Source organism: Cupriavidus sp. 05N39, assembly GCF_056397325.1.
Window position 1 is genome coordinate 42765 of record NZ_JBFTNE010000005.1, and the last position, 11757, is coordinate 54521.

Sequence of the window (11757 nt, forward strand, 5' to 3'; positions counted from 1 at the left end):
CCCGGCACGCCAATCGACTGCTCCATCCGGCTAGTGCGCCCTGTCTTGCCGCTGCAAATAATGAGGCACTGCGTATGCCGCGGCCCGGTGCCGGCGGCGTGCGCAACCGCACAACCCAATCTTGTGTCAACCAATGAAAGGAAGAGCTATGCAACAACTCTGCAAGGACCGCGTCGTTGTCATCACCGGCGCCGGTCGCGGCCTGGGCCGCGAATATGCGCTGGAATTCGCCCGCCACGGCGCGAAGGTTGTCGTGAACGATCTCGGCGCCTCTGCCGACGGTTCCAGCGTGGTTGCCGGTCCGGCACAGGATGTGGTGGACGAGATCCGCGCCATGGGCGGAGAGGCCATCGCCAACAATGCCGACGTGGCTGACTGGGACGGCGCCGGCAGCATGATCCAGAGCGCGATCGACACGTTCGGGGGCCTCGACGTGGTGGTCAACAACGCCGCCATCCTGCGCGACCGCATGCTCGTGAACATGCCGGTGGAAGACTGGGACGCCGTGATGCGCGTCCACCTGCGCGGCACGTTCGTGCCGATGCGCCATGCCAGCACCTACTGGCGCGACGAATCCAAGGCCGGCCGCCAGCGCCAGGCGCGCGTGATCAATACGTCGTCGTCGGCGGGCCTGTTCGGCAACATCGGCCAGACCTGCTACGGCGCGGCCAAGGCTGGCATCGCCGCCATGTCGAATATCGCCGCCGAAGAACTGAGCCGTTACGGCGTGACGGTCAACACAATTTACCCGAGTGGCGCCACGCGCCATACCGAGCACCTGCTCAAGAGCGGGCGGCTCAGCGTGTCGATCGACGCCGTGGAAGGCTTCGACGCTTTCGACCCGGCCAATGTGGCCCCGCTGATCGTCTGGCTTGGCAGCGAGCAGTCCGAAGGCGTCACGGGCCGCGTGTTCGGCAGCCGTGGCGGACGCATCACAGTGGCCGAAGGCTGGCATGCCGGCCCCCGCATCGAGAAGGCCGGGCGCTGGGAAGTGGCCGAACTGGGCGAGCGCATGCACGAACTGGTCTCGCGCGCCGCGCCGAGCGCCAACCTCGACGGTGTCATCCCCGGCCGCGCCTGATGGCGCAACCAGACCCACGGAGAACAAAATGCTCGACAAAAACCTGATCGGCCACAGCTTTGGCCAGCGCCAAGTCAACGTGGAAGAGTGGCCGGTGCGCTGGTACGCGAACGCGATCGGCGAAACCAATCCGGAGTACAGCAACGTGACCGCCGCTCAGGCCGCCGGCTTGCCTTCGCTGCGCGTGCCGCCCACCTTCCTGTCGTGCCTCGAAGGCTGGCTGTTCAAGACCTTCGACCTGCTCGCGATGGCGAAGATCGAGCCATCGCGCGTGCTCCATGCGGAGCAGCAGTACGACTACCACGCCCCGGTGCATGTCGGGGACACGCTGACCTACGAGCCAAAGATCGTCGATGTCTATGACAAGAAGGATGGCGCGCTCGAATTCCTGGTCAAGGAAACGCGCATTACCAACCAGCACGGCGCCCACGTGGCGGACTCGCGTACCGTGCTCGTACAACGCAGAGTCTGAAGGAGATTCCATCATGACGCAACGCAACCTCGCCGGCCTGAAGGTCGGTGACAGTATTCCGGACCTGCAACTGCCGGCGGTCAGCCGCCGCACACTGGCGGTCTACGCCGGCGCCTCGGGCGACCATCATCCGCTCCATATCGATTCGGACTACGCTAAGAAAAATGGCCTTGGCGACGTGTTCGCACACGGGATGCTTTCTGCCGCCTACCTGGGCCGTCTGGTTACCGACTGGGCCGGCCCCGCGCGGCTGCGCGGCCTGAAGATGCGCTTCACGGGCATCACGCACCTCTATGACGAGCCACGCTGCACCGGCCGCGTCACGGAGTGCTTCGAACACGCTGGCGAAGCAAGGCTGCGCGTGGAGATGCAGTGCGTGAACCAGAAGGGCGAGCAGAAGATCGTGGGCGAGGCCGTCGTCGCCGTGGTCTGACTTCCGATCCAAGCATTCATTCAGCAATCGTCCCCATGCCGCAACTAACACGACATTTCGCGCACTGGCCCGCCGGCGTACCCCGCTCGCTGGAGGTGGCGGACTGCAACCTGTTCTGCCACCTCGAGGAGTCTGYAACGCGCGTCCCTGACAAGCCGGCCGTCGTGTTCTACGGCCGTCGAATGACGTTCCACGATCTGCATGCCGCCGCGATGGCCTTGGCCGGCTATCTTCAGCATCGACTGTCGGTTCGGCAAGGGGACCGCGTACTGCTATTGATGCAGAACTGCCCTCAGTACATGATTGCCTTCTATGCCGTCATGCGCTGCGATGCCGTGGTCGTTGCCATGAATCCCATGAGTACGCGGGAGGAAATGGAGTACTACGCGCGCGACAGCGGCGCGCGCGTAGTGATCGCGACCCAGGACCTGATAGACCCCGTTACCGGCCTGCTCGAACAGGATGTGCTCGACGGCTGTGTAGTGGGCCTGGCGGGTGAGTTCGCCGGCAGGCCCGAGGACGTGCCCTATCTCGCCATCCCCGGCTTCGTCACCGAACCGCGGCAAGGTGCGATGCATCCGCGCATGCATGATTTCTCGCGGGCGTTGGCCGCTGGCATCGCGCCGCTGCCCGTGCGCGCCCGGGGCCGCGACCTCGCAGTGATCGGCTACACGTCCGGCACAACGGGCAAGCCCAAGGGTGCGATGCTCAGCCATGCCAACTTCGCCTACACGCTCGCGCATCGTGAGCACTGGCAATCGGACCGCGCCGATGAGGACGAGTTGCTGACGCTGCCAGTCAGCCACCTGGCTGGCATGCGCGCGATGAACCAGGCGGTGCGGCTGGGCCGCACCCTCGCAATGCTGGCGCGCTGGGATGCCAACGCCGCGCTGGAATTAATCGCAAGGCTGCGGCTGCGCTCATGGGCGGCCGTGCCTACGATGCTCGCGGAGTTATTCGCACGGCCCGATATCGACCAGCGTGACCTTTCCTCGCTGACGCGCATCTACGGCGGCGCGTCAGCCATGCCGGAGGCGCTGGCGCGCAGGATGCAATCGCGGCTCGGCATTCCATTTCTGGAAAGCTACGGCCTCACGGAGTTTTGCGGCATGTCGCACAGCAATCCGCCGCAGGCCCCAAGGCGACAGTGTGCCGGCGTTCCCGTGATCAACTGCGATGCCCGCGTGATTAATCCCGAAACGGGCGTCGAGTTAGCGACCAACGAGCCAGGCGAGATCGTCATGCATGGGCCGACCATGTTTGGCGGCTACTGGAACAAGCCGGAAGCGACGGCCGCGGCCTTCATCGAGCTCGACGGCAAGCGGTTCCTACGCAGCGGCGACCTCGGCTACCATGATGAGGACGGCTACTTCTATATTACGGATCGGCTCAAGCGCATGATTAATGTATCGGGCCTGAAGGTGTGGCCCGCCGAGATCGAATCGATCCTATACGGGCACCCAGCCGTGCAGGAAGCGTGCGTGATCTCCGCCTTCGACCCGCATCGCGGCGAAACGGTAAAGGCGCTCGTGGTGCTCCGCCCGGCTTCGCGCGGCACGGTCCAGCCACAGGCACTGGTCGACTGGGCCCGAGGGTGCATGTCTGCGTACAAGGTGCCGCGCACGGTGGAGTTTGTCGATAGCTTGCCAAAGACGTCGACGGGAAAAATCCTCTGGCGCGAAATGCAGTTGGAGCAGGACGAGCGGGATCGGGGGGCGCGGGGGCAAGTTTAAAGGTTGGGGGCTGTTCCTGATGCAGAGGCCGGCGTGGTATTTGCCGGCCTTTTTTGGTTCTCATATGAACGCGCCTGGTCTTTCCAGGTGAACGCAAGGTCAGGCTCGACAGAGGGTTGGTTGCAGACTCATACATGGCCCCACCCCTCTTTGCCGTATCTGGCGAATCTTGTTGTCATATCGCGCGATCTGTTCATCGAGTTGCTTGAGTCGCCCGTACATGTCGCACAGCGTTCCCTTGGTGAGTTCCGTCAACTCTGTGGTCGTGTCCGCGACGATCTCGGGGAGGTGCCGCTGTATTTGCAGCGAACTTTGAGCAATGACGATGCCGTATTCGGCAAGCAGGCCACGAATCTGATTGATCTGCGCGATGCGATCTCGCATCGGCAAGCTTCGGATCCGGTGCATGCATTGAACGTCTTGCTGTTCGATGCCATTGATTGCCACGTAACGCATCGTCGGACGAGAGGCCGCTTCGACGATTGCCTCGGCGTCATTGCAGTCGTTCTTCAGAGATTTGACAAACGGCTTCACGAACTTCGGAGCAATCATCTGGACCTGGTGTCCCATAGCCATGAAGCGACGCGCCCAGTAGTGGGCGCCGCCACATGCTTCCAGGACAATTCAACAGGCTGGCAGACGGACTATTGTCTCCCGCAGCTTTGAACGACTTACCCGGCGACGCAGCACCGGCTTGCCATGCTCGTCTACTCCATGGATTTGAAAGACGTTTTTCGCAAGATCGATACCAACAAGCGCGATGCTCATGATGGACTCCCAAGTAGCCTAATAGCTACGTTTCCATGCCCCCGTCTCTCGAGACTTCATGATCGCATGGAGTCTCGAGAGACGGGGGAGGGATGGGGCCATTCCAATATATCCGGCCTCATCGTGCAGGCCATGCCTGCGGGTCCTGATGGAATTCGCCGAGAGCCCTCTCACACCAAAGCAGGCTTGCGCTCTTGCAGTCCACCCTGTCACGCCATCATCTATCCGCTTCCCATCGCAACTTGCTGACGAGGATTCGTCAGGCGTACAAGCTACACCGGCTTCACTGACACGTGGTTCTTTTCAAATGTGGTTCCATGCACTAGCAGCGCACCAGGCAGTGCGAACCATTTTGTTGGCTAAGGCCACGGCGGCGACGTTGGTCGGTCGTCTCTGGCGCAGACGATCGCACCAGATTCCCTTCTCTTTCGATTGGAATTGCATCCGTGCGCGAGCGCTGGTAAACATCGCGGCGGATGCTAATGCCTCCGAGCTGCACCTTGCCCGCTGTACCGGTCTGGCGAGGTACCAGGCCGAGGAAGGCGGCCAACTCTCTTCCTGACTTGAAGGCTTTGGCGTCTCCGGCGGTAGCAATTGGGGCAGTGGCCGTGAGCCTGCCAATGCCCGGGATGACGGCGACCGTTTGACAGTCCACCTGGCGCTTCTTGCAATCAGTCAATTGCCGTTCCAGCCGGTCATCTACCAGGTCTGTTCCCAGTACAAGCCTCCAGTGTCACCCTAGGCAAAAGAAAAGCCGCCGGACGCATTCAAGCGTCGCGGCGGCCGAAGTCCGACTCTGTACAGAAGCTTAGTTCTTGCCGTAGAGCGTCACCACGCAGGCGCCGCCCAGACCGATGTTGTGGGCGAGTGCGAGTCGCGCACCCTCCACCTGGCGCTTGTCGGCGCCGCCGCGCAACTGCTGCGTCAGCTCATAGCACTGCGCCAGGCCGGTGGCGCCTAGGGGGTGCCCCTTTGACAGTAGGCCGCCCGAAGGGTTGATGACGACCTTGCCGCCATAGGTGTTATCGCCGTCGCGGACGAACTTCTCGGCACCGCCTTCGGGGCAGAAGCCCAGCGTCTCGTAACTGATGACTTCGTTCTGCGCGAAGCAGTCGTGCAGTTCGCACACGTCGATATCTTCGGGACCCACGCCCGCTTTTTCGTAGACATTGCCCGCAGCGGCGCGCGTCATGTGCGAGCCAACCCAGCTCAGCATCGAAGGCGGATCGAACGCCTCGGGCGGATCGGTGGTCAGGGACTGCGCGAGAATCTGCACATCGGTGCGCAGGCCATGCTTGCGCGCAAATCGCTCCGAGACGACGATTGCCGCCGCCGCGCCGCAGGTGGGCGGGCACGCCATCAGCCGCGTCATGACACCGGGAACCATCACGGTGTCGGCCATCACCTCCCCGACGGTCAGTACCTTGCGGAACAGCGCCAGCGGGTTGTTGGCGGCATGCCGGCTCGCCTTGGCGCGCACCGCTGCGAACGTTTCCATGCTTGCGCCGTACTTCTCCATGTACTCGCGCCCGGCACCGCCGAAAGAGCGCAGCGCCTGGCCGAGGTGGCTCATGTCTTCGGTCAGCGACTTCAGCACGGGCAAGAAGCGCGTGCGCGGGGGCGGACGGTCGTCCCAGTGCATCTTCAGCGCGCCCGGCTGCATCTGTTCGAACCCGAGCGCCAGCACGCAGTCGGCGTCGCCCGATGCAACGGCCTTGCGGGCCAGGTATAGCGCCGTTGAGCCAGTGGAACAGTTGTTGTTGACGTTGACCACCGGGATGCCGGTCATGCCAACCTCGTACACCGTGGTCTGGCCGCAGGTGGAATCGCCGTAGACGTACCCGGCGTAGGCTTCTTGCAGTTGCTCGTAGCCGATGCCGGCGTCGGCCAGGGCCAGCCGCACGGCATCGGCACCCATCTCGAAGTAGTTCTTGCTGGCGCCCGGCTTCAGGAACGGGATCATGCCCACGCCGGCGACTATGACTTTCTCACTCATGGTTCAACCTGTTATTGAGATGGATTGCGGGAAATCGGTGGCGGTTCACAGCTTGCGTGAGATAAGGTCGCGCAGCACTTCGCTGGCGCCGCCCGCGATGCGGCAGACGCGGTAGTCCGTGAACGCGCGGGCGATCGGGTACTCAAGCATGTAGCCGTAGCCGCCATGGAGCTGGACCATGTCGTCGATGCATTTCCACAGCGTCTCAGTGGCGAAGAGCTTGGCGATAGCCGCTTCCTGGACGGTGAGCTTGCGCTTCATGTGCTCGCCGATGTAGTAGTCGACCATGGTCCGCACAGCTACCGATTGGGCCTTGACGTCGGCTAGCTTGAACTTGGTGTTCTGGAAATCCCAGACCGTCTGGTTGAAGGCGCGGCGGTCCTTGACGTAGTCCACCGTAATCTGCAGCAGCCGTTCGATGGCAATGGCGGCATAGATCGAGATCAGCAGGCGTTCCTGCGGCAGTTCCTGCATCAGGTATGCAAAGCCGCCGTTCTCGTCGCCGAGCCGGTTTTCCACGGGCACGCGCACATTGTCGAAGAACAGTTCGGCCGTGTCGGCGCCGGGCTGGCCCACCTTGTCGAGCTTGCGGCCGCGCTTGAACCCCGCGCGATTGGCCTCGACCATGATCAGGCTGACACCTTTGGCGCCCGCCGCCGGGTCCGTCTTGCAAACAAGCATGATCATGTCGCAGTTCAGGCCGTTGCTGATGAACGTCTTGCTGCCGTTGATTACGTACTCGTCGCCATCGCGCACTGCGGTGGTGCGGATGGCCTTGACGTCGGATCCGCCGCCCGGCTCGGTGATGCCCACCGCCATGATGGTCTTGCCAGCGCAGATATCGGGCAGCCATCGCTTTTTCTGCGCTTCGGTGCCTAGACGCACGATATAGGGCGCGATAATGTCCGAGTGGATCGAGAAGCCCGCACCCGAGATTCCTGCGCGATGCATCTCCTCCATGACCACCGCCGAGTGGCCAAAATCGCCGCCGCCGCCGCCGTATTCCACGGGGACCGACACGCAGAGCAGCCCTTCGCGGCCTGCCTTGAGCCAGGTATCGCGGTCTGTCTTGCCGGCCTTGTCCCACTCCGGCTGGCGCGGCGCGCACTCGCGCTCGAAGAACCTTCGCGCCATGGGACGCAGCATTTCATGGTCTTCCCGGAAGACCGTGCGATTCACTTCCACTGTCAAGCTCCTTTCCATGAGTAAGGTTCCGGCGGCGCGCTCCGATCCAGGCGCGCCTCTCGGATACCTCTCATGATGTCCAATCCAGCGTTGCAATTCACTAGCCGGATTGGGCAGCAAGGCGGCCGTCAGTGGGGTCTCGACGCCGAATCCATCTCAAGATCGCGCATGCGGGCCACCGCTTCGTCCCGCTCTGACACGCCGAGCTTGCTGTAGATCTTGCGCAGATGCCATTTGACCGTGTGGGACGTGACGCCCAGCACGCGCGCAATCTTCTTGTTTGGCATGGCCTGGGCGACCAGCGCCAGCACTTCGCGCTCCCGGACGTTGAGCACGTCCGTCGTGCCACCGGCATCGCGCAGGGCCGGCTGCGCGGCCGCTTCGCGCGTGCTGGCCGCCGCAGCCACGAGGCGCTTGGCGTAAAACGCCAGCACCGGGTCTAGCGCGTCAGGAGCCTGGGCTTCGAGCATGGCCGGGATCTGGTCCGACACGTCGAGCAGGCTGCGCATGAGGCCGAGCTGGTGGCCAAGCCGCAGTGCCTCGAGCAACTGCCGGCGCGCCGCATCGGCGTCTCCGCGTCCGTGGTAAGCCACCGCGAGCGCTGCGTGGGCGGCAGCCACCGCCGCGCCCCGCCCCGCAGCCCTGGCGTCTTCGAGCAGCGGCTTCAGGCAGGCAATAGCACCGTCGTAGTCCTCCCAGTGCAGGTCTGCCGCTGCACGTGCGGCGTCGGCCACACGCCGGATTTCGGCGCCGGTACCGCGTGCCGCCGTGGCGTACCGCCGGCCGAGCGCGGTCAGCGATTCCAGAACCTCGATGGCCTCGGTGGTCGCGCCCTGCTCCAGTAGCATGCGCAGCCGCAGCGCCAGCGCGTGGGCCTGCATGCGGTCGAGCCCGCGCCGGCTGGCATAGTCGTCGAGACGATCCAGTTGCTCGAGTGCCTCAAGGCGGTGGCCGAGCCGCCAATGCGCCGCCGCCACGGCCAGGAAGCCGCGCAGCGCCGCGTCAGGTACCGACGTCCGCTCCACCATGTCGAGGCATGGCTCCAGCTGCGTACACACTGCGTCGAGTTCGTTGAGCTCATAGATCACTTCGCCGAGCATCCCATCGACAACGGCGCCCACGTCGATGTAGAGCGTGTCGTGCCGGCCCACCTCGTGCTGCACCGCACGCAACGCGCGCTCGGCCTCCACAATGCGCCCTTCGAGGGACAGGCTCATACCAGACAGCGCTTGTCCCGTCATTCGGCGCGCCGGCGCCACGTTGCGCTCCGCGCCTTCCTGCAGCAGCGCGCGAGCCGCATCGTAGTCGCCATGGTGCATATGCATCCACGCCAGCAGGTGGGCGCGGCCGGCGAACGCGAACGCCTGGGCATCATCGGGGATCGCTTCGAGCAAGGGTGCGATAGCATGGATCGATTCGGAGTCGTCGCGTTGCAGCRCCAGCGCTGCCTGCAGGACGCGCACAGCAAAGCGCTCGCCCACGCCCAGCGCATCGAGGTCCGACTCGAACCGGCGCAACGCCGCATCGACTGCCCCAAGGTTGCCGGCGTACATGGCGAGATAGGCTGTTACGAGCCGCAGCGGAAAACGAGCCTGCACCTGCTCCGCGGGCAACCGGCGCACCAGGCTAGACACCTCGGACAGTTCGCCACGGCCCATCATTTCCACCGCGCAAGCCTCAACGATATCGGCCGCTGCCTGCACCTCCCCGGCTTGCACGGCATGGCGCACCGCGTCGTCGATGTGGCCGCGCGCGCCAAACCAGCGCCACGCGGCGCCATGCAGCGCGAGCCGGTCGGCAGGTGGCATTTCGTCGAGGCGGTGCGACAGCACCTCGCGCAGCAGCGGGTGTACGCGATACCAAGTCTCGCGGTCCTGGCTACGCACTTGGCTGATAAAGAGATTGTGGTCGTCGAGCCGCGTCAGGCGCGACGTCATGGCCGCTACCGCCTGCGGCACGCCGAGCAGCGTCGCGCAGAGCGACGCACAGAACTGGCTGCAGGTTGCCGCAATGGTCAGCAGCTGCAGGTCTTCCGGCCGCAGGTTGTCGAGCACTTCGCGCTCGAAATAGCTCGCAAACGCCTTGGCATCGCGCACGCGCACACGTGCATAGCCACCGCCCTGCTTGGCATGCATGTCCACCGCGAACAGCTGCAGCCCGGCCACCCAGCCATCGGTCAGATCGTGCAGCACGCGCGCGTCGCGCCGATCGATGTGGCCCAATTGCTCGCGCAGGAAGCGCTCGGATTCCTCGGGAGTGAAGCGCAGGTCGTGAAGGTCGAACTCAACCACAAGCGACTGCGCGCGCAAACGCGCCAGCGATAGCGGAAACGCGCTGCGCGAACTGAAGACCAGATGCAGATTGGGCGGAGCGTAGTCGAGCAGGCATTGCAGCGCCTGACAGATCTGCGGACTGTTCAGGTATTGCAGATCGTCGACGATCACTGTCAGATCGCGCTGCCGGGCGGCAAGCGCCTCGACCAGGGACACGACCCAGTGTTCAAAATCCGTGCCATCGCTATCGCGCCGCATCAGCAGCGCCGCGTCGCGCACCACTTCACCGTCCACCATCCCAATGCCGGCCAGCAGGCAACTGAAGAAGCGCGTGAGTTCGTTGTCTTCTGCGGCGAGCGAGAGCCAAGCGACATCGAAATCAAGTGTCAGCAACGCTTGCCGCAACGCCACCAGGCTGCACGTCTTGCCACTGCCGGCCGGGCCTTGCAGAACGATGCAACGCTGGCGCCGCGCATCGAGGAGGCGCTGCTGTAGCGCATCCCGTGAAATTAGGCGGCGGGTCGCACGCGGGGGAACCAGTTTCGTACTGGCGACGGCCTCGATGGCAAGACCCGGGGACTGGTCTGCCGCCCGGGAGTTGGTAGCGTGCTCGTGCATGTCTAACGCTGTTATTACTATCCAGGCAGCACGGGGACAGTGCTGCAGAAGTTCGTCTCACCTTATAACGTACGCCGACAAGGCAGTCGAGCGCCGACTCTGCGCCGCCTGCTGGCCGGAAGTTCCTGTGCCTGCTCAGGCACCCCTAAAAAGCAGCACCGACCGCACATGCATTTAGCCTCGCATGCCTGCGATAGGACGGATGAATCGACCGTGGACACGGGTTAAGCGATACGCGTGAAATCTGTACGTATGTACAGTATTCAGATCGACGCTGCAAATAACGGCGCTTCGGTAGCATGTTTTCACTATTTTGTCAAAGCGAGGTTGAAAAGTCCGCGGGTTGGAACGCTGCCCGCTCGGTCTTGGATCCGGTCATTTGGGCTCTCGAATGTGGTGATAGAAGGATAGGGGGCTCTGGTGCAAATAGGGGCGGCGAATCGGTTAGAGTTGTCGGGGTAAACGAACTGATGGCCGGTGATGAGCAAGCTGGAGAGTCTTGAGGGGTTGTTCGATGGTCGACATTTTGATCGGGAAATCATCATTCTGTGCGTGCGCTGGTACCTGCGCTACAAACTCAGCCTACGCGATCTGGTCGAGATGATGGCGGAGCGGGGCTTGGCACTGGTTCACACTACGATCCTGCGCTGGGTGAGGCGCTATACGCCGGAGTTCGTCAAGCGCTGGAACCGTTTCGGCAAGCCCACAGGGCGCTCATGGCGTGTTGATGAAATCTACCTGAAGATTCGTGGTAAATGGGTCTGACCTTGAAAGCGCTCTATCGCCTGATGACGCGGCGCAGCAACTCAGAGGGAAGGGGCCGCATCCGCGCGCGTCAGTTCACATAGAGTGCCCCAGTCGCCCCATCAGACCCGAAAAATCTCCACGCTCTGCCCCGCATTGACCGCCCGCCGCAGCCAGTCGGGCATCTCGCCGGTCCCGTCGCCAGCTCTGCCCCGCGGCGTTGCGGCAGCAGACCACCGGCGGCGGCGCTGGCGGCGCTGGCGGCGCTGGCGGGGGTGGCGGTGGGCGGTGGGGGCGGCGGATCAAAGCACCCCGCCGCCTGCAGTTCCTTCATGGTCAGGTCGTAGTCGAGGGTCGGCCGGGATTCGCAAATATCTTAAGCTTCAGATAGTCACGAATCCCGGCCGACCCTCAAGGAAGAAGGGCTACGTAGCAGGAGCGTGCACGACGGCAC

The 11757-nt window shown here is 63.6% G+C and carries 9 protein-coding genes and 4 pseudogenes; 5 read left to right on the forward strand and 8 right to left on the reverse strand.

Annotated features, from left to right (window positions below):
• Positions 1–148 precede the first annotated feature (148 nt).
• The 4 genes from AC1DN0_RS04050 to AC1DN0_RS04065 are packed head-to-tail and all read left to right on the forward strand — an operon-like array spanning position 149 to position 3719.
• Complete coding sequence (locus AC1DN0_RS04050; protein WP_441629688.1) at positions 149–1081, forward strand: SDR family oxidoreductase; 933 nt, start codon at positions 149–151, stop codon at positions 1079–1081.
• Positions 1082–1109: 28 nt separating this feature from the next.
• On the forward strand, positions 1110–1553 hold the full coding sequence (locus AC1DN0_RS04055; RefSeq protein WP_045238236.1) for a MaoC family dehydratase N-terminal domain-containing protein: 444 nt from the start codon (positions 1110–1112) through the stop codon (positions 1551–1553).
• A gap of 13 nt (positions 1554–1566) precedes the next feature.
• Complete coding sequence (locus AC1DN0_RS04060; RefSeq protein WP_045238235.1) at positions 1567–1986, forward strand: MaoC/PaaZ C-terminal domain-containing protein; 420 nt, start codon at positions 1567–1569, stop codon at positions 1984–1986.
• A 35-nt stretch (positions 1987–2021) separates the two neighbouring features.
• Positions 2022–3719, forward strand: coding sequence for an AMP-binding protein (locus AC1DN0_RS04065; protein ID WP_477145556.1), 1698 nt, complete (start codon positions 2022–2024; stop codon positions 3717–3719).
• A 99-nt stretch (positions 3720–3818) separates the two neighbouring features.
• Here the strand turns inward: AC1DN0_RS04065 and AC1DN0_RS04070 are convergent, their stop codons facing one another.
• The 7 genes and pseudogenes from AC1DN0_RS04070 to AC1DN0_RS04100 all read right to left on the reverse strand — a co-directional run bounded on the left by AC1DN0_RS04070 (position 3819) and on the right by AC1DN0_RS04100 (position 10559).
• Positions 3819–4343: an IS110 family RNA-guided transposase gene (locus AC1DN0_RS04070; protein WP_477111392.1), complete on the reverse strand. Its 525-nt coding sequence runs from the start codon at positions 4341–4343 to the stop codon at positions 3819–3821.
• A complete protein-coding gene (locus AC1DN0_RS04075) occupies positions 4344–4487 on the reverse strand; it encodes a hypothetical protein (protein ID WP_441629686.1) in 144 nt (47 codons plus the stop codon).
• Positions 4488–4759: 272 nt separating this feature from the next.
• Positions 4760–4889 (reverse strand): annotated as a pseudogene (locus AC1DN0_RS04080) (IS110 family transposase); the annotation flags it as partial.
• 52 nt (positions 4890–4941) lie between these two features.
• Positions 4942–5136, reverse strand: a pseudogene (locus AC1DN0_RS04085) (transposase); the annotation flags it as partial.
• A 159-nt stretch (positions 5137–5295) separates the two neighbouring features.
• Positions 5296–6483, reverse strand: a complete 1188-nt coding sequence (locus AC1DN0_RS04090) for a lipid-transfer protein (RefSeq protein ID WP_045242023.1) — start codon at positions 6481–6483, stop codon at positions 5296–5298.
• 45 nt (positions 6484–6528) lie between these two features.
• Positions 6529–7668, reverse strand: a complete 1140-nt coding sequence (locus AC1DN0_RS04095; protein ID WP_042887778.1) for an acyl-CoA dehydrogenase family protein — start codon at positions 7666–7668, stop codon at positions 6529–6531.
• 128 nt (positions 7669–7796) lie between these two features.
• Complete coding sequence (locus AC1DN0_RS04100) at positions 7797–10559, reverse strand: winged helix-turn-helix domain-containing protein (protein WP_477145557.1); 2763 nt, start codon at positions 10557–10559, stop codon at positions 7797–7799.
• Positions 10560–11039: 480 nt separating this feature from the next.
• Here AC1DN0_RS04100 and AC1DN0_RS04105 point away from each other — a divergent pair.
• Positions 11040–11318: pseudogene (locus AC1DN0_RS04105) on the forward strand (IS6 family transposase); the annotation flags it as partial.
• A gap of 107 nt (positions 11319–11425) precedes the next feature.
• On the opposite strand, the pseudogene AC1DN0_RS04110 reads toward AC1DN0_RS04105, so the two are convergent.
• Positions 11426–11676: pseudogene (locus AC1DN0_RS04110) on the reverse strand (H-NS histone family protein).
• Positions 11677–11757: the final 81 nt, after the last annotated feature.

Excerpts from the sequence above, each read along its gene's own strand:
- AC1DN0_RS04060 (WP_045238235.1), top strand. The coding sequence starts at position 1,567 with ATGACGCAACGCAACCTCGCCGGCCTGAAGGTCGGTGACAGTATTCCG.
- AC1DN0_RS04090 (WP_045242023.1), bottom strand. The coding sequence starts at position 6,483 with ATGAGTGAGAAAGTCATAGTCGCCGGCGTGGGCATGATCCCGTTCCTG.
- AC1DN0_RS04050 (WP_441629688.1), top strand. The coding sequence starts at position 149 with ATGCAACAACTCTGCAAGGACCGCGTCGTTGTCATCACCGGCGCCGGT.
- AC1DN0_RS04055 (WP_045238236.1), top strand. The coding sequence starts at position 1,110 with ATGCTCGACAAAAACCTGATCGGCCACAGCTTTGGCCAGCGCCAAGTC.
- AC1DN0_RS04075 (WP_441629686.1), bottom strand. The coding sequence starts at position 4,487 with ATGAGCATCGCGCTTGTTGGTATCGATCTTGCGAAAAACGTCTTTCAA.